Source organism: Devosia sp. P2_G7 (genome assembly GCF_056403495.1).
Genome location: NZ_JBFUFI010000005.1, coordinates 252,100 through 277,292, shown reverse-complemented (window position 1 = coordinate 277,292; position 25,193 = coordinate 252,100). Strand labels below are relative to the sequence as shown.

Sequence of the window (25,193 nt, the reverse complement as noted above, 5' to 3'; positions counted from 1 at the left end):
CCCCGCTCCGCAGGTTCAAAAAAGTCCGCCAATTCCACCACCCCGCCGCGACTCAAATTGACGCCGAAGCAACGATCCCCAGCCCAAGTATGGGCTGAGGTTCGATTCCTGCGTCCACAAGTACTAAGTGGGATCGCGGGGCGAGGCGTCAACCCGGCATAACACTACCAATTGGTCACAGAACCATCGCGGCGGTGCAGCATGGGCGCCTGCCAGAATTTGAAACTCTGCTTTTTGATCAGTTCCTCGTTGACCTCAATGCCGAGGCCGGGCGCGTCGCTGACCGGATAATGCGCGCCTTCGAGGCGCGGCTGCACCGGGAAAAACTCCGAGTTATCGAAGCCGAGATTCTCGGCGGGACTAGAGCGGGTCTCGAGCCAGGAAAAGTTAGCGACGGCCGCGGAGAAATGAATAGTGGCCGCAGTGCAGATCGGCCCGAGCGGATTGTGCGGCATCATGTCCACGTAATGGGCCTCGCTCCAGCCGGCGATCTTCATCGACTCGGTGAGGCCGCCGACATTGCAGACGTCGAGGCGGTTGAACTGGTGGATGCCGCGTTCGATGTAGGGCAGGAACTGCCACTTCGACGCGAATTCCTCGCCGATGGCGAAGGGGATGTCAGTGAGGGTGCGGAGCGACTCGTAGGCTTCGGGGGTCTCGTCGCGGATCGGCTCCTCGAGGAAGTCGAGCGTGCCCGACGGCATCTTCTGGCAGAAGCTCGCGGCTTCGGCGACCGACAGGCGGTGGTGGAAATCGATGCCGAGGATAACGTCCTCGCCGAGCTCCTCGCGCGCCTTGGTCATCCACTTGGCGGTCTTGCCGATGTGCTCGCGCGGTTCGTAGATGGTTTCGCCATGGCCCGAGGGCGAGAGGCGCATGGCGTTCCAGCCGTGCTCGATCAGCATCTTGGCCTGCTCGATCATTTCGGGACCGGGCTCGCCCGAAGTGCTGGCGAAGGTCGGAATCCTGTCGCGCTGCTTGCCGCCGAGCAACTGGTGCACCGGCACGCCCAGCGCCTTGCCCTTGATGTCGTAGAGCGCGATGTCGATGGCCGAGATCGCCGCCTGCAGCACGCGGCCCCCCTCGAAATACTGGCTGCGATAAAGCAGCTGCCAGATGTGGCCGATCTGGAACGGGTCCATGCCGATGAGGATTTCGGTGTAGTGCTCGAGCGCGCCGACCACGGCCTTCTCGCGCCCCGACAGCCCGCTTTCGCCCCAGCCGAAAATGCCCTCGTCGGTCTCGATCTTGACGACGAGCTGGTTACGGATGCCCACCCAGACGGCGTAGGGCTTGATGGCGGTGATCTTCAATTCGATGCGCTCCTCGGCGGCGGGGTTGTCCCGCTCGGTTGGTGGTGAGGGGGCCCTGATTGATCAGGCGGAGTCAATTGGACGAGCGGATAAACCGGCAGCCTCGCGGCTCCGGGCGTTCAATAAGTCGGGCGGTTCCGGCGCGGCTTCGACCACGCGGGTAGTCCGCAATATGAAGGCCGTCGCCACGCCGGAACTGTTCGGGGTTTTTGCGGGGACCATGAGGAAGCGTTCGCACGCCGTGCCAAGCACGGAAACGGTGGACGGGTGCCCATAGCCGCGGCCGCCAGGGGACGGCTCCCCCAGCACCGAAGTCGCCCCACCGACCGTCCGTACGCGACCGCGCCCGTGTGGGTGACGGGGGGAGGATACTCGGGGTGCAGAGTGGGGGGATAAGTTCTTTCGCTTTGTTCGCTCTTTCCACTCGCACAAGCCGTCATCCCGGCGAAAGCCGGGACCCAGTGCACTGGGTCATGCACTCGCTCTTAGCCCTCCGACCTTGCCGTGATGGACCGGCACGGCCGGTGCCCAGACCGACTGCCTGAGCAGTGGGTCGCGGCTTTCGCCGGGATGACGGCCGGTGGGTTGGGGCGCTCCTGCGGCTACAGCGTCCCCGCCAGGTAGTGCTTCAGCGTCTCCCGCGTTCCCACCTTCCATAGTGTCGACAGCGCGTGGGTGAAGGCGGCGACGTAGACCGGGTCGGTGGCGAGGTCGCCGAAGATATCGGTCATCGACAGCCAGGCCTTGGGGTCGGTCTTCGCTTGTTTGGCAAGGGCGGTGAGGCGGTCCCAGTTGGGGTCGTTGGGCGGGATTGGCTTGCCGCTGTCGGTTTCGCCGTAGCAGTAGCGGGCCCAGAGGGCCGAGACGAGGGCGAGGCCGGTGATGGATTTGCCTTGGGCGAGACGATCGGTGACCGAAGGGAGGATGAATTTGGGCTGGCGATTGGAGCCATCGAGGCAGAGGCGCTGGATGGTGTCGCCGATCTTGGGGTTGGAGAAGCGCCGGTCGATCAGCTTGTAGTAGTCGTTGAGATTGGTGTCAGGGACGGGGGGGACGATGGGGATGATCTCGTCACGCTCGACCTTTTCGAGGAACTCGCGGATCAGCGGCTCTTCCATCGCCTCGTGGACGAAGTGGATGTCCATCAGGCCGCCCGGATAGGCGATGGTGGCGTGGCCGCCATTGAGGATGCGGATCTTCATCAGCTCGAACGGCGCGACATCCTTGACGAACTGTACGCCGACTTTTTCGAGCGCCGGGCGGCCGAGCGGGAAGTTGTCCTCCAGCACCCATTGCTTGAACGCTTCGCAGAACACCGGCCAGCGATCCGCTATGCCGAACTCGTCGGCGATCAGCTTCTTCTCGCGGGCGCCGGTGGCGGGGGTGATTCGATCGACCATACCGTTGGGGAAGGCGACTGCCTTCTCGACCCATTGCGCCAGCTCGGAGTCGACCAGCCTTGCCAGCCCGACGACGGCGTTCTGCGCGACGTGACCGTTGCCCGGGATGTTGTCGCAGCTCATCACGGTGAACGGGGCAACGCCAGCGTCGCGGCGGCGCTTCAGGCCGGCGAGGATCAGGCCGAAGACGGTGCGCGGGGTGTCGAAATGCTCGGCGTCGTTGCGGATATCGGGGTGCGTTGGGTCGAAGCGCTGGCTCGCCGGATCGATGTAGTAACCGCCCTCGGTGATGGTGAGCGAGACGATGCGGATCGCCGGGTCGGTGAGCCTGGCGATGATGGTATTGGTGTCGCCGGGCTTCAGGAAATCCACCATCGGGGCGGTGACGCGTACGTGGCTTTCATGCGCCTCCTGCTCGACGACGCTGGTCAGCCAGTTCTGCGCTTCGAGGGTCGAGCGCATCGCCGCGTCGGCGTCACGCACACCAGCGCCGACGAGGGCCCAGTCGTGGTCGAGGCCGAGGTTGAACAGTGCATCGAGATAGACCGCCTGGTGGGCGCGGTGGAAATTGCCGACGCCAAAATGCAGGATCCCCGCCTTGAGGTCGGACTGCCGGTAATGCGGAACTGCGGCGAGCTCGGAAATCTCGGGCAACTGGTCGGCGGCGAGTTCGATCGGCATGGCAACCTCGTCAAGATGAGGCCGCACCCCTTTGAGATGCGGCCCGGACAGTATTCAGCGCAGCGCCAGACCGGAGTGGTCGAAGCGATAGATGCGTTCGGGGTCGGGGGTGAGCCAGACCGGATCGCCGTGCGAGAAGCTGGTGTCGCCCTCGGTGCGAACGGTCTGGAGGCCGGCGCCATCCACATGCACGTGGAGGAAGGTATCCGAGCCCAGGTGTTCGGCAACCCCCACATGGCCGGCCCAATCGCCGGACTCCTTGGAAATCCGCAGGTGCTCGGGGCGGACGCCGATCGAAGCGGCGCCGTACTTTTCGGCGGCGGCGCCATCGAAGAAGTTCATCTTGGGCGAGCCGATGAAGCCGGCGACGAACTTGTTGGCCGGGCGCTTGTAGAGGTCCATCGGCGTGCCGTACTGCTCGACCCGGCCGGCGTTCAGCACCACGATCTTGTCGGCCATGGTCATGGCTTCGACCTGGTCGTGGGTGACGTAGACCATGGTGGTCTTCAGCTGCTGGTGCAGCTCGGTGATCTCGAGCCGCATGTTGACGCGCAGGGCCGCGTCGAGGTTCGAAAGCGGCTCGTCGAACAGGAACGCCTTGGGCTCACGCACGATGGCGCGGCCGATGGCGACGCGCTGGCGCTGGCCGCCGGAGAGGGCGCGGGGCTTGCGGTCGAGGTAGTCGGTGAGGTTGAGGACGCGCGCCGCGTCATCGACTTTCTTGTCGGCGACGGCCCTGTCGATGTTGGCCATCTTCAGGGGGAAGTTGATGTTCTGGCGCACCGTCATATGCGGGTAGAGCGCATAGGACTGGAACACCATGGCGAGGCCGCGATGCGCCGGACCCTTGTCGGTGACGTCGACGCCATCGAGCTTGATCAGGCCGCCGGTCGTGTCCTCGAGGCCGGCAATCAATCTGAGGAGAGTAGATTTGCCGCACCCCGAGGGCCCGACGAAGACGACGAAGGCGCCGTCTTCAATCTCCAGCGAGACATCGGGGATCACCTGGTGGCCACCGAAGGTCTTGTTGACGTGTTCGAGAGTGATGGAGCCCATTTGAAATCCCCTATTTCACGGCGCCGAAGGTGAGACCGCGCACCAGCTGCTTCTGGCTGATCCAGCCCAGAACCAGGATCGGCGCGATGGCGAGGGTCGAAGCTGCACTCAGCTTGGCCCAGAACAGCCCCTCGGGGCTCGAGAAGGACGAGATGAAGGCGGTCAAGGGCGCGGCCTTGGACGCCGTCAGGTTGATGGTCCAGAACGCTTCGTTCCAGGCGAGAATGATGTTGAGCAACAGGGTCGAGGCGATGCCGGGAACGGCCATCGGCACGAGGATGTAGACCAGCTCTTTCCAGAGGATGGCGCCGTCCATCCGGGCGGCCTCGAGGATATCGACCGGGATTTCCTTGAAGTAGGTGTAGAGCATCCAGATGACGATCGGCAGGTTGATCAGGGTCAGCACCGTGGTCAGCCCCCAGACCGTGTCGAGCAGGCCGAGATCGCGGAAGATCAGGTACATCGGCACCAGCACGCCGACCGCCGGCATCATCTTGGTCGACAGCATCCACATCAGCACGTCCTTGGTCTTGGGCGTGGGAGTGAAGGCCATGGCCCAGGCGGCGGGGATGGCGATGAGCAACGCGATCAGGGTGGAGCCGACCGAGATCCAGACCGAGTTGAAGAAGTGCCGGAAGTAGTCCGAGCGCGACTGCACCTCGAAATAATTCTCCAGCGTCCAGGTGGGGATGATGGTCGGCGGCGAGGCGATGGCCTCGGCCTCGGTCTTGAAGCTGGTGAGGATGGTCCACAGGATCGGAAAGAACAGGAGGAAGGCCACCAGCCAGGCGAGGGCGGTGAAGGTGAGCTTCCGTTGCATGGTAACTTCGCGTGCCATCTCGAGCTCCTCAAGCGTCCAGGTTCTTGCCGACGGCGCGCATCAGGAAGATGGCGACGATGTTGGCGAGGATGACGGCGATGACGCCGCCGGCGGAGGCGCCGCCCACATCGAAGCTGAGGAGCGCGGTGCGGTAGACGAGGAAGGCGAGGTTGGTCGAGTTGTAGCCGGGCCCGCCATTGGTGGTGACCAGCACTTCGGCGAACACCGCGAGGAGGAAGATGGTCTGGATCAGGATCACCACGGTGATCGCCCGGGCCATGTGCGGCAGGATGATGTAGATGAAGCGCCGGACAGCGTTGGCGCCGTCCATCTCGGCGGCTTCCTTCTGCTCCTCGCTGAGCGATTGCAGCGCGGTGAGCAGGATCAGCGTCGCGAAGGGCAGCCACTGCCAGGCGACGATGATGGTGATGGCGAACAGCGGGAACTGGGCGAACCAATCGACCGGCTGCTGGCCGAAGGCCCGGGCGATATCGGCGAAGAGGCCGTATTCCGGGTTCATCAGCATGTTCTTCCAGACCAGCGCGGCGACTGGCGGCATGACGAAGAACGGCGAGATGACGAGGATGCGGACGATCCCCTGGCCGAACATCGGCTGATCGAGCAGCAGCGCCAGGAAGATGCCGCCGATGACGGTGATGGCGAGCACGCCGATCACCAGGATCAGGGTGTTGCCGATGGCCTGCAGGAACGCCGGATCGGTGAGGAAGTAATAGTAGTTGGTCCAGCCGGCAAAGCTCGTGACCGGGTTCAGCAGGTTGTAGTTCTGGAAACTGAACCAGAGCGTGAGCACCAGCGGCACGATCATCCAGACAAGCAGGACGAGGACCGAAGGCGCCATCATGATGCGCGCGAGCGTGCGCGACTGTCGCGTGGCCATTGGCGTTCTCTCCCCTTAACGCCGGTTCAATATCAGGCCCGGGATGCCCGGGCCGTTGTGGTTCGAATGCTCTTCAACTGGTGTCATTCCCGCGAAGGCGGGAACCTGGTGGGATGCTGCAACACGAGTGGAGGCTGTTACATCCCGCTGGGTCCCGCCTTCGCGGGGATGACGCCGGTGAGTGAGGTAGAAAGTGGACCGCCGGCAGCTAGAGGACTGGCCGGCGGCCCCAAGTCGCCTCGGGAGGCTACTTGATGTACCCGCCCTTGGTCATTTCGCGGGTCGTAACGTCCTGGGCCTGCTTCAGCGCATCGTCGACGCTGGACTGGCCGGCGAGCGCTGCCGAGAACAGCTGGCCGACGGTGGTGCCGATGCCCTGGAACTCGGGGATGGCGACGAACTGCACGCCGACATAGGGGACCGGCTTGACGGTCGGCTTGGTCGGATCGGCGGCATTGATCGAGTCGAGCGTCATCTTGGCGAAGGGGGCGGCCGCCTGGTACTCGGGGTTGGCGTAGAGCGAGCTGCGCGTGCCCGGCGGCACGTTGGCCCAGCCTTCCTTGCTGGCAACCAGATCGAGATAGCCCTTCGAGGTTGCCCAGGCGACGAACTTCTGGGCGGCTTCCGCCTTCTGGGTGCCGGCGGGAATGCCGAGCGACCAAGCCCAGAGCCAGTTGCCGCGCTTGCCGAGGCCCTTGTCGGGAGCGAGCGCGAAGCCGACCTTGTCGGCGACGGTCGAGTCCTTGCCGGTAACGAACGAGGCGGCGACGGTGGCGTCGATCCACATGCCGCACTTGCCCTGCTGGAACAGCGCCAGGTTCTCGTTGAAGCCGTTGGACGAAGCGCCCTGCGGGCCATCGGCCTTCATCAGGTCGACGTAGAACTGCAGCGTGTCCTTCCACTCGGGCTGGTCGAACTGCGGCTTCCAGTTCTCATCGAACCAGCGGGCGCCGAAGGAGTTCGACATAGCGGTGAGGAACGCCATGTTCTCGCCCCAGCCGGCCTTGCCGCGGAGGCAGATGCCGTTGATGCCGGCGGCGCGGTCGGTCATCTTGTCTGCGGCTTCCTTGATGAAGTCCCAGGTCGGGGCGTCGGGCATGGTGAGCCCGGCCTTCTCCATCAGGTCCTTGCGATACATGACCATCGAGCTCTCGCCGTAGAACGGCGCGGCATAAAGCTTGCCGTCCAGCGACAGGCCGCCACGGATGGCGGGGAGCAGGTCATCGACGTCGTAGTCGGTGCCGAGATTGTCCAGCGGTACCAGCCAGCCCTGCTTGGCCCAGATCGGAACTTCGTAGGTGCCAATGGTCACGACGTCGTACTGGCCGCCCTTGGTGGCGATGTCGGTGGTGACCTTCTGGCGCAGCGCGTTCTCCTCGAGGGTAACCCACTCGAGCTGGATGTCCGGGTTCTTGGCCGTGAAATCGTCCGTCAGCTTCTGCATGCGGATCATGTCGCCATTGTTCACCGTGGCGATGGTGATGGTTTCGGCGGAAGCCGAGCCGGCAAGCGCAACAAGCATGGCGCCCGCGAGAAGCGGTAGCAGTTTCATCGATATCCTCCCTTTTCCGATACGAGCATTTGTATCGGTGATGGGCAAATACTCATACTTCGGTCGATAAAGTCAAGCGGTTGATTTATCCACAGGGCGGCGCGACAGCGCGTCCTGTGAGGGTGCTTTGGCGGTATCGCTATGAATTCAGGGGGTTAGGGTTAGGCCAGCAGGCCTTCAGCCGTGGCTTCGTCTGTAAGCAAACCGTTTACCAACCGGCGGTTGAGCGCGGCGCGGATGCCGGGCAATTTTTGCTTGCCCATGGCGATTGCCACGACTAGCGACGACTCTCGCGAAGGCAGGGGGGCGCTGGCCACCCGGTCATTGGTCAGCCCATCGATCAGCTTGCCGTTGGCGTCGAAGGCCCAGCCAAGAATCTCAGCGATGGCGCCCGCCTTCTGCAACGCCTTCAGCTCCGGCTCGGAGATGAAGCCATCGAGATAGAGCGGCGCGTCCGGGCCGAGGTCGCCCAGCCCGAGAAAGGTCACGTCGGCCTGAGCGGCCAATGACAGGGTATCGCGGACCATGGGCTGGCTATGCAGCGCCTCGCGCTCCGCCGCCGACGAGGCGATGACCGGCAGCGGCATGGGGAAGCTGCGGGCCTTCACCGCGTCGGCCATCGAGAAGATGACGTTGTAGAAGGCGGCCGAGCCATCAGGCGCGATGTTGCCGGTAAGCGAGACGATCTTGTGCTGCGGCGCCTCGATGGGCGACAGCTGGTCGATCGCGGCCTTCAGCGTGCGGCCGGTGCCGAGCCCGAGGACGATCGGCTTGTCACCCTTCAGCCGGCGCTCGATTTCGGCGGCGGCCGCCTGGGCGAGGCCGAGCACGGTGGAGGTGGAACCCGGATCGGAGGGGACGACTTCGACGAGATCCAGTGCGTAGCGGGTGCGGAGCTTTTCGGCGAGCTCCATGCAGCGGCCGATCGGGTGATCGAGGCGAACCTTGATCAGGCCTTCCGAGATCGACAGCGAAACGAGGCGCTGGGCGGTCTGGCGCGACACACCGAGCTTCTTGGCGATCTCTTCCTGGTTGTTGCCGGCAACGTAGTAGAGCCAGCCGGCGCGGGCAGCGTCGTCGAGCCGGTTGCCCGAAGTGTCCTGTCGTGGCGCCATGGCCGGAAAATCCTGTCCGAAACGGGCGGATACTCACGCAATGGGCTTTTGCCCGCAAGGGGATTGTTCGGCTTTAGCGGCGCACTGCGACGAAAGGCGAAAGCTTGATGCCGGCGGCGTCGAGGATCGGCTTGCCCCCGGGGGCGAAGAGGATCAGGCCGTCGATGGGGGCGAGGACATCGTCCGGTCCGAGATGCAGGAGCACGCGGCGGGCGGCACGGCTGTTGAGGCCATAGATCGCCCCGCGATCGAAGCTGCCATCGCGCAGCGCCGCTTCGCCGACCGCTGCAGCATTGGCCAGCGCTGTGGGGTCGACGCGCCCGAGATAGACTGCGTCGGTGGGCAGCTTGTGAGTCACGGCGAACCAGCTGAGCTCGCGCCAGTTGGTGCCCTCGTTCTCCACCGGGATGGCGCGGACACGCTGGTAGTGCGGCGCGAGCGCCTCCCAGGCGGGCGAGGTGAGCATGGTGCGCCAGGTTGTGCCGGTGCGATCGGGCCCGACTTTGAGCGCCCGGATACCCAGTTGCAGGTCAGTCAGTTGCAGCGCGAGTGCAAGGCAGGCGACGATCAGGGCTGGAGTGCTGCGCAGCTGGCGCGACAGCAGGGTCAGGAGCGCGAAGACCAGCAGGTAGCCGAGCGGCCAGAACATGCGGCCAGAACTGCGGAAGGTGGTGAGGAACTTTTCGAGCTGCGCCGGCAGCGGCAACTCGAACAGCTCGATGCTGCCGAAGGCGACGCGGTGGCTCAGCGAGAAGATCGCGAGGCCGACCGCGACCAACACCAGCGGCAGGAAGCGCGGCCCGAACAGCGGCGCGAGATTGGCGGGGCGGAAGGTGACGGCGACCACGGCGATGAGGGCGAAAATGCCGAGCCCGACATAGTTCACGCCCTCCCATTCGAAGCGGTTGATGGGCACGCCGGGGACGATGAACTGGAAGAAGGCGGGGTTGACCGGGCCAAGCAGGTTCATGCGGAAGAGGCCGAAACCGTAACTCTCCATCGAGCCGACGGTGAAGATGCCGGCGGCCCAGAGCACGAGGGCGATGCCGAGGCCGGCGAACGACAGCTCGGCAACGGTGACCAGCGGACGCAACTCGCCGCGCCACAGCCGTGCCGCGAGCGAAGCGCCCCAGATGGCGAACACCATCACCAGCAGGTAGCCGTGAATGGCCGACACGGTCGCCAGCAGCAACGGCCAGGCCCAGAGCGGCATCGGGCGACGGAGATAGAGCCAGACGGCGGCGAGGATGGTCCAGTGACCGGCCAGCGCCATATGCACGTCGAGCCGCATCAGGAAGGCCGGCTGGAACACGCAGAACATAGCGGCGATCAATGCCATCGGCCGGCTGAGCTTCAGCTGATGGGCGATCAACACGGCGAACAGCGACTGCAGGACGAAGCAGAGCAGCTCCCAATAGCCCCAGTACTGGAAGCGCATAGGTAGCCAGTTGGCGATCAGCTTGAACGGGAAGGCAAATAGCGGCAGGGAATCGGACAGTCCGACGCTGTTGGCGAGTTCGAGCCCATTGAGCGGACTGGCGCCGGGTGGCCAGCCCCAAGGCGCCATGGAGAACCACCACCAGCCGAGCGTGTGCATGGCGCGATCACGCTCATCGAGCCAGAGGATGTTGGTGGGATCGAGCGGGGCGATGCCGCGCACGATGACGAACGCGATGATGCCGATGAGGATGGCGGGGACGATGGCCGGCGTTTCGAGGCTCGCAGCGACGTTCGCCGGGCGCAGGCGCGCCGGCTCGTGAAGCTCTGCTGCCCCCGTTGCGCTCATTCGGTTACCGGCAATCCACCTAGCCTGGCGCGCAGCCGCCATCCACTCTCAGTACCGCGCCGGTGGTGAAGGAAGCGTTTTGGCGCGTCCATCGTCACTTGGCGATATAGCGCTCTTTTCTTTTTCGCCCGATCCGCCTAGAGGTGTCGGACGAGTGAAGGGAAGCCTGATGCCGAAGACGGATATTGCCCGGCGGGTCTACAATCATACCTGGAAGCTCGATCCGATCGTGCGCAGCCTGCTCGATACGGACTTCTATAAGCTATTGATGCTGCAGATGATCTGGGGGCTTTACCCCAAGGTCGACGCCACTTTCTCGCTGATCAACCGCAAGACCTCGGTCCGCCTCGCCGACGATATCGACGAGGGCGAGCTGCGGGCGCAGCTCGACCATGCGCGGACGCTCCGCTTCGGCAAGAAGGAGATGATCTGGCTGGCGGGTAACAGTTTTTATGGCTCCAAGCAGATTTTCTCGCCGGAGTTCCTGCGCTGGCTGGCCGGGTTCCGGCTGCCGGACTACCACCTCGAAAAGCGCGATGGGCAGTATGAGCTGACCTTCCACGGCAAGTGGGTGGAGACCACGATGTGGGAGATCCCGGCGCTGGCGATCATCAACGAGCTGCGCAGCCGATCGGCGCTGAAGGCTTACGGGCCGTTCGCGCTCGACGTGGTCTATGCGCGAGCCAAGGCCAAGATGTGGGAGAAGGTGGAGCGGCTGAAGAAGCTGCCGGAGCTTCGCATCTCGGATTTCGGCACCCGGCGTCGGCATTCGTTCCTGTGGCAGCGCTGGTGCGTCGAGGCGCTGAAGGAAGGGCTGGGGCTCGAGGTGTTCACCGGCACCTCGAACGTGCTGCTGGCGATGGACAACGATCTCGAAGCGCTGGGCACCAATGCGCATGAGCTGCCGATGGTGCTGGCGGCGATCGCGCCGAACGAAGAGGCGCTGAAAGAGGCGCCGTACCAGGTGCTGCAGGACTGGGAGAGCTATTACGGCGGCAATCTCAAGATCGTCCTGCCCGATGCGTTCGGCACCGACGCGTTCCTCCGCGATGCGCCCGACTGGGTGGCCGACTGGACCGGCTTCCGGCCGGACAGCGCTCCCGCGATCGAGGGCGGCGAGAAGATCATCGAGTGGTGGAAGGCGCGTGGGCGCGACCCTCGCGACAAGCTGCTGATCTTCTCCGATGGGCTCGATGTCGACATGATCGAAGAGGCCTATCGTCACTTCCATGGACGGGTGCGCATGGCCTTTGGCTGGGGCACCAACCTCACCAACGATTTCTCAGGTTGCTCGCCGTGGCCTAATCCGCAGCTTGAGCCGATCTCGCTGGTGTGCAAGGTCAGCGAGGCCGATGGCCATCCAGCCGTGAAGCTCTCGGACAATCCCGAGAAGGCCACCGGCGACGCGGCGGAGATTCGCCGCTACATCAGGATCTTCGGCGACAAGGGCCGGGTCTCCCACAAAGTTACCGTCTAGCCGACGAACTATTTTCTGAGGTCTCATGCGTTATTCCGCCTGCATCGAGTGGCTGTTCGCCACCGAAGAGCCTGACGTTGCCAACCGGGTCCGTGCGGCCAAGGCCGCGGGGCTCGACGCCGTCGAGTTCTGGCGTTTCTCCAACAAGGACTGCGATGCCATCAAGTTGGCGCTCGACGAAACCGGACTGACGCTGGCGGGAATTCTGTGCGAGCCGATCGCGCCGCTGACCAATCCGGAATCGCACCAGTGGTTCCTCGAAGGGGTGCGCACTTCGCTGGCGGCGGCGCTGCAACTTGGGGCCAGGGTGATCATTGCGCAGGCCGGTGACAACCAGCCGGGCGTGGCGCGCGCGGCGCAGCATGCGGCGATCGTCAAGGTGCTCAAGGAAGCGGCGAAGCTGCTCGAAGGTTCGGGCGTGGTGCTGGCGCTGGAGCCGCTCAACGACCGGGTGGACCATCCGGGCTACTACCTCACCTCGACCGAGGAGGGGCTCGATATCGTCGATGAGGTGGCGCGGCCCGAGATCAAGCTGCTCTACGATATCTACCACGCGGCGGTGATGGGCGAAGAGATCGAAGTGCTCAGCGGGCGCCTCGACCGGGTGGTGCACGTGCATCTCGCCGATACGCCGGGTCGCGGCGAGCCGGGCAGCGGCCGCATGGATTATGCCGAGCGGCTCGAGTGGCTGGCGGCGCAGGGCTATGACGGGCTGATCGGGCTCGAGTACAAGCCGAGCGGGCCGACGGTGGAGACGCTGAAGTTTCGCGAGCTGGCGTAGCGGCGGGAGATGAACGGAACGGAGACAGCGGGCTCAGCCTGAGTTAAGCTCGCGTGTGGCAGCGTCGAGGCCGATCCAGGAGGAGGTCCAGATGCGCTCTCCCACTCGACTCCATCTTGTCCGTAGCCTTGCATTTTTCGTCGGCGCGCTTGTCGTCGGCACCTCTCTTGCCGCTCCCAAGGACGACGCAGCAAAGTCCGATTGCCTGCAAAAGGCGCTGGTACAGTTCAACATCGATGATGCGGGTTGTGCGATCTACCCACTCACATCGGTGCTCTATGGCGAGTGCAAGGTTCGCGTGATGCGCGCCTACCAGACGGCGATGGCCAACTGCGTGCTCGACACGCCGTCATCAAGCACCCGGCCGCAACTGCGAAACCCCGGCAGGCTGACCATCAAGCAGTAGCCAGTCAGTCCCCGGCTTCGCCCCTTAGCCAATAGCCTGCGGCGCGGATGTAGTCGTTGTTGAAGCCGCGGGCGACGAGGTGGTGGCGGAGCGACTTGGCCATCTGCGCTTCGCCGGCGACGAAGGCGAAGCCTTCGCCCGCGGGGAAGCCGATCTCGGTGACCGCAGGCAGGATCAGGTTTTCGGCGCCGGCCTCGCGGCCATTGCGGTGGATCCAGTGGATTTGGACCGGTGAACTGGTTTCGAAGCGCTGTTCGTCGGCGGCTTCCGGGACCTCGATGATGGCGATCGCCGGCTTATCCGTCGGCAGTTCCTCGATGCGGCGGCCGATGGCGGGGAGCGCCGTTTCGTCGCCGGCGATGAAGTACCAGTCGAAGGCTTCGGGCACGCGAATGGTGCCGCGCGGGCCGCCGATCATCAATTGGTCGCCGGGTTTCGCCTGCGCGGCCCACTCGGAGGCGGGTCCGTCGCCGTGCAGCACGAAATCGAGGTCGAGGGTGAGGGCCACCGGATCGAAGTAGCGCGGGGTGTAATCGCGGAGGAACGGCTTCGACACCTCGTCAGGCCAGGCGAGCCCGTTGGGATGGCGCTCAGGGCGCGGCAGCGGCTTGCCGTCCGAGGGCAGGAACACCTTGACGTGGTCGGCGTGACCCGGGGACTGGAAACCTTCCAGTTCGGGTCCGGTGAGCCGGATACGGCGCATGTGCGGGGTGATGTCGACGACCGAGGCGACGTCGAGGATGCGGATGCGAGTTTCGAGCCGGATGCGTTCGAGCGATCTATTTATGACGTTCATAGTCAAGATTTAGCTGGGCGAGGCAGCAGCGGTCAAGTTAACTCGGTGCAAGGTGGGATTGTTCGATCGGATCAAACAATCCCTTGCGTAGGCGGTGCGCTATTCGAGGGAATGCCGGTCGCCTATTTCTAGTGCCGAAGCGACCGGCAAGGGCCGGCACAAAGACAGCGATCGGCAGGGGCCGACGCATGGAGGTTAGCGATGATCACCCAGATCAAGGGCCTGCACCACGTTACGTCGATGGCGCGCGATGCGGCCGAGAACAACCATTTCTTCTCCAAGACGCTCGGCCTGCGCCGGGTGAAGCAGACCGTCAATTTCGACGCGCCCGACGTCTATCACCTCTACTACGGTGACGAGGTCGGTACGCCCGGCACGGTCATGACGCACTTCCCGTTCCCGCACATTGCTCGCGGCCGGCCTGGCGTCGGCGAAGTCGGCACCACGGTCTTCTCGGTGCCCGAGGGCTCGCTCGGCTACTGGCAGGAGCGGCTGGCACAGGACCGCGTCGGTGACCTCGCGCTCTCCGAAAGCTTTGGCGACAAGCGCCTGAGCTTCCGGGCTCCGGAAGGCGATGCGTTGGCGCTGGTCGAGAACGCGGCCGACGCCCGGCTGCCGTGGACCGGCAGCGGCGTCGACGCCGAGCATGCGATCCGGGGCTTCCATTCGGCTTCGATGCGGCTCCGCGACGGTGGCGCCACGGAGGAGCTGCTGAAGTTCATGGGCTACCAGAACGCCGAGAGCTCGGGGAACACCCACCGGCTGATCCGGCCGGATGGCAACCCTGCCAACACCATCGATATCGAGGTGCTGCCCGATGCCAACCGGGCCGATCTCGGCGCGGGTTCGGTGCATCACATCGCGTTCGCAGTGGAGAACCGGGCGGCGCAGCTCGAAGTCCGGAAGGCCCTGCTCGACACGGGCTACCAGGTGACGCCGGTGATCGACCGGGACTATTTCTGGGCGATCTATTTCCGGACGCCGGGCGGCGTGTTGTTCGAGATCGCGACGAACGAGCCCGGGTTCGATCGGGACGAGGACACTGCGCACCTCGGCGAGTCGCTGAAGCTGCCGACGCAGCATGAACACCTGAGGAGCCAGCTGGAGCAGACGCTGCAGCCGCTCGAGGACAAGGAACTGGCATGATGGCCGAAGTACTCGACAGCTACGTCAACGTGGATATCCCCGGCGCATCCCAGGATGCGCCGGCCTTCTACCTGTTGCACGGCACCGGCGGCGACGAGCATCAGTTCACCGACCTCGCCGCGGAGCTGAAGCCCGGGGCGCGGCGGATCGGTGTGCGGGGCGACGTCTCCGAAGGCGGGGCGCTGCGCTACTTCAAGCGCGTTGGCGAGGGCCGCTATGACATGGCGGACCTAGCCCGGGCGACCAAGAAGCTCGCGGGCTTCGTCGGGGCGAGCAAAGGCAGTGCCAAAGAGGTGCTGGGGCTTGGCTACTCGAACGGGGCGAACATCCTCGCCTCGGTGTTGTTCGAGGCGCCGGAGCAGTTCGACGTGGCGGTGCTGATGCACCCGCTGATCCCCTTCACGCCCAAGCCGCAGCCGGGGTTGAAGGGCAAGCGGATCATCATCACCGCGGGCCGCCGCGATCCGATCGCGCCGGTGCATTCGGCGGAGCTGCTCTCGACCTATTTCAAGGAGCAGGGCGCCGAGGTGACGCTGTTCTGGCACGAAGGCGGGCACGAAATCCGCCGCGAGGAACTGCTCGCGGTGCGGGACTTCCTCGCCGAGTAAGTACGAAGGCCGCCTCTCGGGGCGGCCTTTTCATGTCAGCCAACGAACGCCACCGGCACGCCGGGCTTCACCATTTTGGCGAGTTCATTCGCGTCCCAGTTGGTCAGGCGCACGCAGCCATGCGAGGCGGTCTTGTCGATCAGCGACGGTTCGGGGGTGCCGTGGATGCCGAAGGTCGGTTCGCTCAGGTCGATCCACATCGAGCCAACCGGGCCATTGGGACCGGGCGGGATGGTGAGCACTTCGGTGTTCTTGCCCTGCTGGAAATTGACCTTGGGGTTGTAGGTGTATTCGGGCATGGGGGCGACGCCTTCGACCACATGGGTGCCGGTGGGCGACGGGTTTTCCTCGGAACCGATGGTGGCCGGATAGGCAGCGATCAGCCGGTCGCCCTCGCCATAGGCGCGCACTTGGCGCAGCGACTTGTCGGCCTCGATGCGCAGCACCTCGCCCTTGAGGTCCGGGCCGTATGCGGCGACCTGGATCGTTTCGCCGGTGGTGAAGCTGGCACCGGGGTTGAGCGCCTTCAGCAGGTCCACATCCATGTGGAAGCGCTCGCCCAGTTCTTCCGCGATCGAGGTGTAGCCGAGGAACTTGCGCTTGGCCTGCTCGGCATAGTCCTTGGGAATCGGCTCGCCGATGGCGTTGAGGTCGTCGGCGATGATCTTGTAGTCGCCGATCACCGGGTCGCCGGTTTCGAGCGCTGTGAGCATGTCGGGATCGAGCGCGCCGTCGGGAGGCAGGTCGCGCATCAGCTCGAAGGCGAACACGGCCTTGCGCACATTGTCGCCGTCGAAGCCGTCGATGACCCCCGGCGAGGCGCCGGCGCGATCGAGCAGCACCTGCAGGCGGATGATGGCGGGATCGGGCTGGCGCTCGACTTTGGTGGCTCCTTCAGCCGGCGGAGCGTATTGCACCGGGATGGTCGAGAGGTCGGCGGCGTTCACTGCCTCAGCGGTGAGCGGCACAGCCGGCAGCGTCGCCACCTCCTGCGCATTGGCAAGAACGGTGGCGAGGGCGAAAGCGAGGGTAGCGAGCGCGAGGCGCATGGTTTCCAGTTCCTTTGGGGAAGAGGAAACAACGCCGGCGGCTCACGGGTTGCCTCAATCTGTCGTGCGCAGCATCGGCATGGTTAGCATTTGGCCAAAATGCCGCGGATCAGGCTTGCAGGTCGGCCCATTCCGGATGGCGGCGGAACTGCGCCACGACGTAGGAGCAGACCGGCACGATCTTGCTGCCGGTGGCGCGAGCATCGGCGATTCCGCGCTCGACCAGCTTCAGCGCAAGGCCGAGGTTGCGGTGCTGTGGCGGCACGCCCGTGTGGTCGACGATGATGGTCTTGGCATCGCGGCGCTGGTAGGTCATTTCAGCTTCGCTGCCGTCGGGGAGATAGACCACGTAGCGGCCGCGGCCGTCGGCCTCTTCGTGCTCGACGGGAAGTTCGTCAGACATCGCAAAACCTTTCACAGTCGGAACGGCGTCAGCTTTGGCGCCGGGCATGATGCACATATGGGGTGGAAGCGGGCAGGCGGAAGAGCGGTGGGCGCGGGTCAGATCTGCGTCATCGGCTCACCAAGTTCGGGAAACAGCCGTCGCTCGTTGAGGAACGGGTGAATGGCGAGGGCGGCGGCCATGTCTCTCAGGGCCAGGGCGCGCTTGCCCAGTTGCAGGTACATCAGCGAGCGCCCGGAAAGGGCGCCGAAATGGCGGGGCTCGAGGGCCAGCACCTTCTCGCAATCGGCGATCGAGGCATCAAAGTTGCCGATCGCGTAATACATGGTGGCGCGCTGGTTCCAACCCTCGGCGTAGTCGGGGTAATCGGCAATCAGCTTGTCGAGCAGGCGGATCGCTCCCGGCACGTCGCCCATGTTGCGGGCGGTCAGCGCCTCGCGCATGCGGCCGGCGAGGATCGGGTCGGATGGGGTGGTCCAGTAGATCCAGATCTTCTGGTCGATGGCGTGTGCGGTCTCGGCGTCGGGGGCGACGCGCAACTGGGCGAACAGCTTGTCGAGGGCCAGACGGTCCGCCGCGTCGTCGGCCAGGGCCGGGCTCAGCGCCAACAGCAACAGCAGCCCCAGGAGGAGGCGCGGAAGGATCGAGGCAAGACGAGCCAGGTTGCGCATGGCCCCAATATTCGACCCCGGGCCGCGGCGGCGCAAGTGATCAGTTGGTGATCGGCGCCGCCTAGTGCCCCGCCTCGCGCTTCTGCCAGCGAGCCTGGAGCGAGCGACCGAAATTGCCGAGAAATGGCGCTGCGGCGAGGAGGATCGCTCGCCAGTAATGGAGCAAGAGGAACAGCACCACGAGGATCAACGCGCCGACGATGATCACCAACTCGAGGCTGAGGCCCATCGACTTCAGCCAGGCCGAGAGCAGCATGCCGGGGAGGATATGAGCGGCGGCCCAGACGAAGGCGGAGGTGACGTTGATGATCGAGAAGCGCCGATAGTCCATGCCGAACATGCCGGCGATGCCGGGCACCACGGCCTTCACCCCTGGGATGAAGCGGCCGATGAACACCGACTTGCCGCCGTGCTTGGCGAAGAACGCCTCGCCGCGGGCGATCAGCGGCAGGTGGTTGCGGAACGGCCAGATGGTCTTGATCCGGTCCTTCAGCCAGAAGCCCACGGTGTAGGAGATGGCGTCGCCGACCACCGCGCCGACCACCGCCGCGAGATAGATCTCCCAGAACGGGAGCTTGCCGTCAGCGATCAGGCCGCCGGCGAGCAGCAGTACCGGCGTCGACGGGATGAACAGCCCGAGGATGAATACGGCCTCTGTGGCAGCGATCAGGAAGATGAACCAGAGACTGAGCCAGAAATTGCCCGAGATGGCCTCGAGCAGCATTTCCAGCCAGCCGGTGAGTGCGTTGAAAACCTCGAGCATCGGCCCAGCCTAGCGGGCCGAAATGAGGATTGCGTGACAGGAGCCGCGGGTCTTCGTTTGTCGCGCGTTCGAACGGGAAAAGTCTGCAACTTTTCCTGCACGCGCTCCTTAGTGGCCGGTCTCGGGCTTCTGCCAGCGCGCCTGCAGCGAGCGACCGAACTCGCCCATGAACGGGGCCAGGGACAGGAGGATACGCTTCCAGAAGTGGACGATGAGGAAGAGGACGGTGAGCACGATGGCGCCGACGATGATGACCAGCTCGAGGCTCAGTCCAATCGACTTCAGCCAGCCGGTGAGCAGCACGCCGGGCAGGATGTGCACTGCGGCCCAGACGAAAGCCGAGACGACATTGATGACCGAGAAGTGGCGGTACGACATGCCCATCATGCCGGCGACGCCGGGGATCACGGCTTTCACGCCGGTGATGAAGCGGCCGATGAAGATGGCCTTGCCGCCGTGGCGGGCGAAGAACACCTCGCCCTGCTCGATGAGCTTGAGGTGGTTCTTGAACGGCCAGACCGTCCGGATGCGGTCCTTCAGTGCCCAGCCGACGGTGTAGGAGATGGCGTCGCCGATGATCGCGCCGAGCACGGCTGCGAAGTAGATCGGCCAGAACGGCAGGCTGCCCTGAGCGATAAGGCCACCGGTCAGTAGCAGGATCGGAAGCGAGGGCACCAGCAGGCCGACGATGAAGACCGCTTCACCGATGCAGACCAGGAAGATGAAAAGCAGCGAGAGCCAGAAATTGTCGGAAATGCCTTGCAGGAACAGTTCGAGCCAAGTCGAAATTGAATGGAAGAACTCGATCATAGGCTACGGCTGCTCCCCTGTGCCCCCTAGGCGCGAGGCATTGCCTCGTGCTGTAACGTGTCACGATTGGCATGGCACCGCCAGTCGGTAGTGGCGCGCCCATTGCGGCTATTTGACGAGACGTGCATGAACTGTGCGTGAACGCGCTATGGTCGCGTCGACGCTGCACTCAGCCGTGGGGGCGATGAGGCAGCGGGCTGAACGGAGTTGTCGATGTCGCTGCCTATCCACCACATGATCTCCGGCGGACCGCAGCCGGTGGCGCCTTTCAGCCATGCGGTCGAGGCCGACGGCTTCGTGTTTGTCACCGGTCAGATGCCGACCGACCCCAACGCGCCGGACGCCCCCCTGCCGGAGGGCATCGAGGCACAGACGCGGCGGGTGATCGAGAACCTGAAACTGATCCTCGCCGGCCTGGGCCTGGGGCTCGAACACGTCACCATGGCGCGCATTTACCTCACCGAGTTTCATCGCGACTACGTGGAGCTCAATACGTTGTGGCCGAGCTTCTTCGAGGCCGGGAAGTTGCCGGCGCGGACCACGGTGGGTGTGACGGCGCTGGCGGTGGGCTCGCTCGTGGAGATCGACCTGATCGCTCGACGGCCCTGACCCACCTTCTCCCACAAGGGGGAGAAGCGCCAAGCCGATGGATCCCCGGTCTAGCTCGTCACCTTCGCCGTCCGTCCATAGACCAGCAGCATGACGATGATCACCAGGCCGTAGATGATCTGGCGGCCGGCTTCCGGCATCTGCATGATCGAGAGCACCGAGTTGAGCAGCACGATCAGGATCACGCCGACGACGGTGCCGATGAAGCGGCCGCGGCCGCCGAGGATGTGGGTGCCGCCGATCACCACCGCGGCGATGGCCGGCAGCAGGTAGGCATTGCCCATGCCCTGGTAGGCCTTGGCGGAATAGCCGGCGAGCAGCACGCCGGCGAGCGCCGCGCAGAGCCCTGAGATGACGAAGGCGCCGACGATGACCCAGCGGGTTCGGATGCCGCTGAGGTAGGACGCGGCCTCGCGGTTGCCGGTGGCATAGATGGATTTGCCGAAGGCGGTGCGGCTGAGGATGGCGGCGATGACGACGGACACCGCGGCCCAGACGAAGATCGCGACGGGGATGCCGAGGATCTTGTCGGCGGCGAGGTACCGCATCAGCGGGGTGGATTCGGTGACCGGCGAGAAGCCGCCGGTATGGGCGACCATCAGGCCGCGCATCACCGAGTCGACGCCGAGGGTGAAGATCATCGAGGGGATGCGGAGATAGGCGACGCCGAAGCCGTTGAAGAGGCCGACCAGGAGGCCGATGGCGAGGCCGGTCGGGATGGCGGCGGGGCCGCCGACCGTGGTCGCCATCATGGCGGCGGCGGTCATCGTCCACGGCACGCTCAGGTCGATGTGGCCGAGAAGGATCACCATCATCATGCCGGCGGCGACGATGCCGAGGAAGGCGCCGGTCTGCAGCTGGGTGAGCAGGTAATTGGGGCTCAGCAGCGGCATCGAGCCGAGCGTTGCCATGGTGTAGATCGAGCCGAGCGCCAGGATCACCAGCACGAAGCCGGCGGAGATGACGATCGGCAGATCGTCGGGTTTCAGGCGGGGCAGGGTGAGGTCGTTGGCCATGGGTCCGGTCCTACCTGAACAGTTCGAGGCGGTTCTTCACCCGCAGCGTGCGGATGGCGCCGAGGCTGACGGCGGCGAGCAGCACGACGCCCTCGACCAGCGGTTGCAGCAGTGGGTCGATGGAGAGAATGCGGAAGTAGAACGAGATGGCGCGGAGGATCAGCGCGCCGACCAGCGCCCCGATCACCGTGCCGACGCCGCCGAGCAACGAGATGCCGCCCAGCACCACGGCGGCGATGGAGTTGAGCGTGTAGGCGCCGGCCTGCGGGATATCGGCGCTGCCGGAGCCGGTCTGGACGGCGAGGTAGAGCCCGGCGCAACCGGCGAAGAAGCCGGCCAGCGTGAAGGCCCAGAGCTTGGCGCGGTTGATCGGCAGGCCCGACATGTAGGCGGCGCCCTCAGACGAGCCGATGGCGTAGAGCGCCCGGCCGGTGACGGTGCGGCGGAACGGGATCCACACGGCGGCCGCGACCACGACGAGGATGATCAGCGGCACCGGGAACCAGGCGATGGGCTGGAACCAGGCGGCCTCGCCATCGTCGAACAGGTGGTAGGTCTCGGCCAGGTCGCGCAGCGAGTTGGTGGCGGCCCAGTTGAGATCGAGATCGACCTCGCCGCCCGGTTCCGGGCGGATCAGCAGCGCGAGGCCGATGGCGACGGCGCCTGTGGCCAATGTGGCGATGATCGGCTGCAGGCGGCCGTAGACGATGACGAGGCCGTTGACGAGGCCGAAACCGGTGCCTGCGGCGACGGAGAAGACGCAGCCGAGGATGATCTGCCATGGTTCGCCGCGGACCAGTTCGCTGGCGATGCAGCTGGTGAGGGTCATCACCGCGCCGACCGAGAGGTCGAGGCCGCCGAGGATCACGGTCATCGCCTGCGCCATGGCGACGAAGGCGAGCGCCACGGATTCATTGGTGTTGGCGATGAAGACGTTGGTGGAAAAGCCGCGCGGGTGGATGAAGTTGTAGGTGATGTAGAGCGCGGCGAGCAGCAGCAGGGCGCCGTAGAAGCCGCGGTTCTGGCGGATCGACATGGCGAGCGCCGAGGCGCGGGGTGGGGTGTTGGCGGTAACGGCGCTCATGCGGGCACCGCCTCTCGGGCCGGCGCGTCGACCGGCCTGGTGATGTTGAGCGCGGCGGCGACGAGGGCTTCCTCGGTGATGGCGTCGCCTGAGAACTCGGTGACGATGCGGCCGTCGTACATTACCGCGACGCGATCGCAGCAGCCGATTAGCTCAGCATAATCAGTGGAGTAGAAGAGGATCGCGGTGTCCTTGTAGGCGAGCTCGCGCATCAGCCGGTAGAGCTCCTGCTTGGTGCCGACGTCGATGCCGCGGGTCGGGTCGTTGAGCAGCATCACCTCGGGATCGGTCATCAGCCACTTGGCGATGACCACTTTCTGCTGGTTGCCGCCGGAGAGACTGGCGACCGGGTCGTCCGGCTTGTTGAGCTTGATCTGCAACTGGGCGATGGCATCGGCCACAGCTTGCCGCGACTTTGCCCGGTCGATGAACGGACCCTGACGAACCTTGTCGAAGCTCGCGACCAGCAGGTTGTCGGTGATCGACATGGGGAGCATCAGCCCTTCGGTCTTACGGTCCTCGGGCACCAGTGCGATGCGGCTGCGGCCGCTCTTGGCATCGGCTGGGGAGGCGGGAATGCCGCCCTCGCCACCGACCGTGACCTTACCCTCGACGCCGCGGAGCACGCCGAACAGGGCGAGCAACAGTTCCTTTTGGCCCTGGCCGTCGAGGCCGCCGAGCCCGACGATCTCGCCCTTGCCGACCGACAGCGAGACGCCATTGAGGCGGTTCTCCCATTTGAGGTTGGTGACGGCGAGGTGTGGCTTGCGGGCGAGGGCGGGGGGCTTGGTCGGGAACTGGTGGGTGATGTCGCGGCCGATCATCAGCTTGACGATCTCGTCCTGGCTGCGGGCGCCCTTGTCGAAGGTTTCGATGTGGCGGCCGTTGCGGAATACCGAGAGGGTGTCGCAGAGCGCCTCGACCTCGTGCATCCGGTGCGAGATGAACAGCATGCCGGTGCCCTCGGCCTTCAGCTCGGCGAGCACGTTGTAGACGGTTTCGACGTCTCGGCTGGTGAGCGCGGAGGTTGCCTCGTCGAGGATCAAGAGCTTGGGGTTCTTGCCGAGCGCCTTGGCGATTTCGACCATCTGCCGGCGGCTCAGCGACAGGTCGCGGATCAGCGCGCGGGGGTCGACGTCCTCGCAGTGGATGCGGGCGAGCAGCATTTCGGCGCGATCGCGCTGGGCGCGCTTGTCGATGAGGCCGAAGCGGCGCGGCGGGTCGGAAATCGAGATGTTGTCGGCGACCGACAGGTCGGGCATCAGCGACAGTTCCTGGAACACGCAGACGACGCCAGCTTTCCCTGCATCGGAGGGGCGCGAGAAGCGGTGCGGCGTACCTTCGACAGTCAGCGTGCCGGTATCTGGCTGCACTACGCCGGCCATGATCTTGATCAGAGTGGATTTGCCGGCGCCGTTCTCGCCCAGGATGGCGTGGATGGAGCCTTGCCAGCAGGAAAAGTCGACACCTTCGAGCGCCCGGGCGCCCGAGAAGTACTTCGATACGCCGCTCAGTTCGGCGAATGGCCGCGCGGGCTTGCCGTCCAGCATCGTAGATCCTCAGCCGTCGAATGAATGGGGAGCAGCGGTGCCGGCGATGGGGCCGGCACCGCCTTTTACATGCGGAGGTCTACTGCACGTTCTCCTCGGTCTGGGCCATGATGGCCGGGCCCGAGATGTTCACCCCGCATGGCGGGAATTCGTTCACGGTGAAGAAGTTGTCCGGCAGGTCGGTCCAGAAATTGGTGCCGTCCTTGAGCGCGGTGTAGTCGACCGAAGGCAGCGGCACCGAGATGAGCTGGGGCATGACGTTGCCTTCGAGCGCCGAGATCGCCGCCTTCATCGAGATGGCGACGAGACCCGGGGACTGGCCGATCGAGAGGCCAACGAGGCCCTCGCCGGAGTGCGCAGCGACGAGCTTGCGGAACCCGTTCTCGGCTTCGCCGCCCACCGGCACGAACGGGTGCTTGGCATCGAGCAGCGCCTGCACGGTGCCGGTCGAGCCGCCCTGGGTGATCACGGCGTCGAAGGTGCCGTGCACGGCGAGCGCGTCGGCGGTCACCTTCTGCGCGGTTCCGTCATCCCAGTTGCCGACCACCTGGACGATTTCCCAGGGCCCGGGGGTGCCGTCGAACACCTCGTGGATGCCGATCGAGCGGTCACGATCGACCGAGTTGCCGGCGAGGCCACGGACTTCGAGGATCTTGCCCGAGGTCTTGCCCTTGGCAGCCAGTTCCTTGACTACGAAGTTGGCCCAGTCGCGACCCATCTGCAGCTGGTCTTCGTTGACCATCATGACGGCGTCGGTATCGAGGATGTTGTCGAACGGCACGATGACGACGTTCTCGCGATCGGCGAGGCGGATGACGCGGTCAAAACCCTCCGGCGACACCGCGATGGTGACGATGGCGTCAAAACCCTGATTAATGAAGTCCTCGATGGCGCCGAGCTGGGCCGGCGCGTCGGTGCCGGTCGAGACGACCTTGAACTCCTTGATCTTGTCCTTGATCGCCGGGTCTTCGGCGAAGGCCTTGGCGGTCTTGATCATCTGGATGCGCCAGGTGTTGCCGACATAGCCGTTGACCACCGCGATGCGGTATGGGCCGGGCTTGGCTTCCCACTGAAAGTACTTGGTCTCGGCGTTCCACGGCGCGAAGCAGGTAGGGTCGGCGCCGGGGCCGGAGACGACGTTCGGTCCGGCGAAGCTGAGGCTGGTCGAGACGAGAAGGCCGGCGAGAGCGGCCGAAGCGATGCGTAGTGCGTTCATAGGTTTCTCCTCCCAGAGAACAATCTGAAACAACTAGGCCGTCGAGTCGGTGGTCAAACGGTGGCCGGGTGTTCTCGTGTCCGTCCACCATGTCGTCGGGCGAGATAGCCCGATCCGGCGCGCCTCCCTTGGCGTCGCCAAATCCTTCGGTTGGTCGCGCGTTCGAACCGGAAAAGCGCGAGCGACT

24 protein-coding genes are annotated in these 25,193 nt (G+C 65.0%); 6 read left to right on the top strand and 18 right to left on the bottom strand.

From position 1 onward, the window contains the following. Positions 1 to 164 precede the first annotated feature (164 nt). The 8 genes from AC1DWU_RS10935 to AC1DWU_RS10900 all read right to left on the bottom strand — a co-directional run bounded on the left by AC1DWU_RS10935 (position 165) and on the right by AC1DWU_RS10900 (position 10,621). Positions 165 to 1,313 (bottom strand): mandelate racemase/muconate lactonizing enzyme family protein, encoded by a 1,149-nt coding sequence (locus AC1DWU_RS10935; RefSeq protein ID WP_477150002.1) that lies wholly within the window; start codon positions 1,311 to 1,313, stop codon positions 165 to 167. Positions 1,314 to 1,915: 602 nt separating this feature from the next. Then, the gene (locus tag AC1DWU_RS10930; protein WP_477150001.1) at positions 1,916 to 3,394 is read right to left on the bottom strand and encodes a mannitol dehydrogenase family protein; all 1,479 of its coding nucleotides are present in this window, start codon (positions 3,392 to 3,394) and stop codon (positions 1,916 to 1,918) included. A gap of 54 nt (positions 3,395 to 3,448) precedes the next feature. Continuing rightward, positions 3,449 to 4,450: an ABC transporter ATP-binding protein gene (locus AC1DWU_RS10925; protein WP_477150000.1), complete on the bottom strand. Its 1,002-nt coding sequence runs from the start codon at positions 4,448 to 4,450 to the stop codon at positions 3,449 to 3,451. A gap of 10 nt (positions 4,451 to 4,460) precedes the next feature. Next, positions 4,461 to 5,288 carry a carbohydrate ABC transporter permease gene (locus tag AC1DWU_RS10920; protein ID WP_477149999.1) on the bottom strand — a complete coding sequence of 276 codons (828 nt, stop codon included), beginning with the start codon at positions 5,286 to 5,288 and terminating at the stop codon, positions 4,461 to 4,463. Between the two features lie 10 nt (positions 5,289 to 5,298). Then, the gene (locus AC1DWU_RS10915; RefSeq protein WP_477149998.1) at positions 5,299 to 6,168 is read right to left on the bottom strand and encodes a carbohydrate ABC transporter permease; all 870 of its coding nucleotides are present in this window, start codon (positions 6,166 to 6,168) and stop codon (positions 5,299 to 5,301) included. Between the two features lie 247 nt (positions 6,169 to 6,415). Then, positions 6,416 to 7,720 (bottom strand): ABC transporter substrate-binding protein, encoded by a 1,305-nt coding sequence (locus AC1DWU_RS10910; RefSeq protein ID WP_477149997.1) that lies wholly within the window; start codon positions 7,718 to 7,720, stop codon positions 6,416 to 6,418. A 161-nt stretch (positions 7,721 to 7,881) separates the two neighbouring features. Next, positions 7,882 to 8,835: a sugar-binding transcriptional regulator gene (locus AC1DWU_RS10905; protein ID WP_477149996.1), complete on the bottom strand. Its 954-nt coding sequence runs from the start codon at positions 8,833 to 8,835 to the stop codon at positions 7,882 to 7,884. 73 nt (positions 8,836 to 8,908) lie between these two features. Further along, on the bottom strand, positions 8,909 to 10,621 hold the full coding sequence (locus AC1DWU_RS10900) for a DUF6311 domain-containing protein (RefSeq protein ID WP_477149995.1): 1,713 nt from the start codon (positions 10,619 to 10,621) through the stop codon (positions 8,909 to 8,911). A gap of 169 nt (positions 10,622 to 10,790) precedes the next feature. Here AC1DWU_RS10900 and pncB point away from each other — a divergent pair, with 169 nt between their 5' ends. The 3 genes from pncB (at position 10,791) to AC1DWU_RS10885 (ending at position 13,285) form a co-directional block, all read left to right on the top strand. Continuing rightward, positions 10,791 to 12,098, top strand: coding sequence for a nicotinate phosphoribosyltransferase (gene pncB, locus AC1DWU_RS10895; RefSeq protein ID WP_477149994.1), 1,308 nt, complete (start codon positions 10,791 to 10,793; stop codon positions 12,096 to 12,098). Positions 12,099 to 12,123: 25 nt separating this feature from the next. After that, entirely contained in the window at positions 12,124 to 12,879 is a 756-nt protein-coding gene (locus AC1DWU_RS10890; RefSeq protein WP_477149993.1) for a hydroxypyruvate isomerase family protein, read from the top strand. 91 nt (positions 12,880 to 12,970) lie between these two features. Then, the gene (locus AC1DWU_RS10885) at positions 12,971 to 13,285 is read left to right on the top strand and encodes a hypothetical protein (RefSeq protein WP_477149992.1); all 315 of its coding nucleotides are present in this window, start codon (positions 12,971 to 12,973) and stop codon (positions 13,283 to 13,285) included. A gap of 4 nt (positions 13,286 to 13,289) precedes the next feature. Here AC1DWU_RS10885 and AC1DWU_RS10880 read toward each other — a convergent pair whose 3' ends face one another. Further along, entirely contained in the window at positions 13,290 to 14,081 is a 792-nt protein-coding gene (locus AC1DWU_RS10880) for a siderophore-interacting protein (protein WP_477149991.1), read from the bottom strand. Positions 14,082 to 14,282: 201 nt separating this feature from the next. Here AC1DWU_RS10880 and AC1DWU_RS10875 point away from each other — a divergent pair, with 201 nt between their 5' ends. Then, a complete protein-coding gene (locus tag AC1DWU_RS10875) occupies positions 14,283 to 15,227 on the top strand; it encodes a VOC family protein (RefSeq protein WP_477149990.1) in 945 nt (314 codons plus the stop codon). Continuing rightward, positions 15,224 to 15,835: an alpha/beta hydrolase gene (locus tag AC1DWU_RS10870; RefSeq protein ID WP_477149989.1), complete on the top strand. Its 612-nt coding sequence runs from the start codon at positions 15,224 to 15,226 to the stop codon at positions 15,833 to 15,835. The genes AC1DWU_RS10875 and AC1DWU_RS10870 overlap by 4 nt, the downstream gene beginning before the upstream one ends. A 35-nt stretch (positions 15,836 to 15,870) precedes the next feature. Here the strand turns inward: AC1DWU_RS10870 and AC1DWU_RS10865 are convergent, their stop codons facing one another. From AC1DWU_RS10865 to AC1DWU_RS10845, 5 genes are all read right to left on the bottom strand, one after another. Beyond that, positions 15,871 to 16,884, bottom strand: coding sequence for a L,D-transpeptidase family protein (locus AC1DWU_RS10865; RefSeq protein ID WP_477149988.1), 1,014 nt, complete (start codon positions 16,882 to 16,884; stop codon positions 15,871 to 15,873). Between the two features lie 109 nt (positions 16,885 to 16,993). After that, a complete protein-coding gene (locus AC1DWU_RS10860; protein WP_477149987.1) occupies positions 16,994 to 17,287 on the bottom strand; it encodes a GNAT family N-acetyltransferase in 294 nt (97 codons plus the stop codon). 98 nt (positions 17,288 to 17,385) lie between these two features. Continuing rightward, positions 17,386 to 17,958 carry a tetratricopeptide repeat protein gene (locus AC1DWU_RS10855; protein ID WP_477149986.1) on the bottom strand — a complete coding sequence of 191 codons (573 nt, stop codon included), beginning with the start codon at positions 17,956 to 17,958 and terminating at the stop codon, positions 17,386 to 17,388. Between the two features lie 61 nt (positions 17,959 to 18,019). Next, complete coding sequence (locus AC1DWU_RS10850; protein ID WP_477149985.1) at positions 18,020 to 18,721, bottom strand: DedA family protein; 702 nt, start codon at positions 18,719 to 18,721, stop codon at positions 18,020 to 18,022. 108 nt (positions 18,722 to 18,829) lie between these two features. After that, a complete protein-coding gene (locus tag AC1DWU_RS10845; protein ID WP_477149984.1) occupies positions 18,830 to 19,531 on the bottom strand; it encodes a DedA family protein in 702 nt (233 codons plus the stop codon). A gap of 213 nt (positions 19,532 to 19,744) precedes the next feature. On the opposite strand from AC1DWU_RS10845, the gene AC1DWU_RS10840 reads away from it, so the two are divergent. After that, positions 19,745 to 20,140 carry a RidA family protein gene (locus AC1DWU_RS10840; protein ID WP_477149983.1) on the top strand — a complete coding sequence of 132 codons (396 nt, stop codon included), beginning with the start codon at positions 19,745 to 19,747 and terminating at the stop codon, positions 20,138 to 20,140. Between the two features lie 50 nt (positions 20,141 to 20,190). Here the strand turns inward: AC1DWU_RS10840 and AC1DWU_RS10835 are convergent, their stop codons facing one another. From AC1DWU_RS10835 to AC1DWU_RS10820, 4 genes are all read right to left on the bottom strand, one after another. After that, positions 20,191 to 21,156: an ABC transporter permease gene (locus tag AC1DWU_RS10835; RefSeq protein ID WP_477149982.1), complete on the bottom strand. Its 966-nt coding sequence runs from the start codon at positions 21,154 to 21,156 to the stop codon at positions 20,191 to 20,193. Positions 21,157 to 21,166: 10 nt separating this feature from the next. Further along, positions 21,167 to 22,240 carry an ABC transporter permease gene (locus tag AC1DWU_RS10830; RefSeq protein ID WP_477149981.1) on the bottom strand — a complete coding sequence of 358 codons (1,074 nt, stop codon included), beginning with the start codon at positions 22,238 to 22,240 and terminating at the stop codon, positions 21,167 to 21,169. After that, positions 22,237 to 23,790 (bottom strand): sugar ABC transporter ATP-binding protein, encoded by a 1,554-nt coding sequence (locus AC1DWU_RS10825; RefSeq protein WP_477149980.1) that lies wholly within the window; start codon positions 23,788 to 23,790, stop codon positions 22,237 to 22,239. The genes AC1DWU_RS10830 and AC1DWU_RS10825 overlap by 4 nt, the downstream gene beginning before the upstream one ends. Before the next feature lie 79 nt (positions 23,791 to 23,869). Continuing rightward, a complete protein-coding gene (locus AC1DWU_RS10820) occupies positions 23,870 to 25,006 on the bottom strand; it encodes a sugar ABC transporter substrate-binding protein (protein WP_477149979.1) in 1,137 nt (378 codons plus the stop codon). Between the last annotated feature and the right edge of the window lie 187 nt (positions 25,007 to 25,193).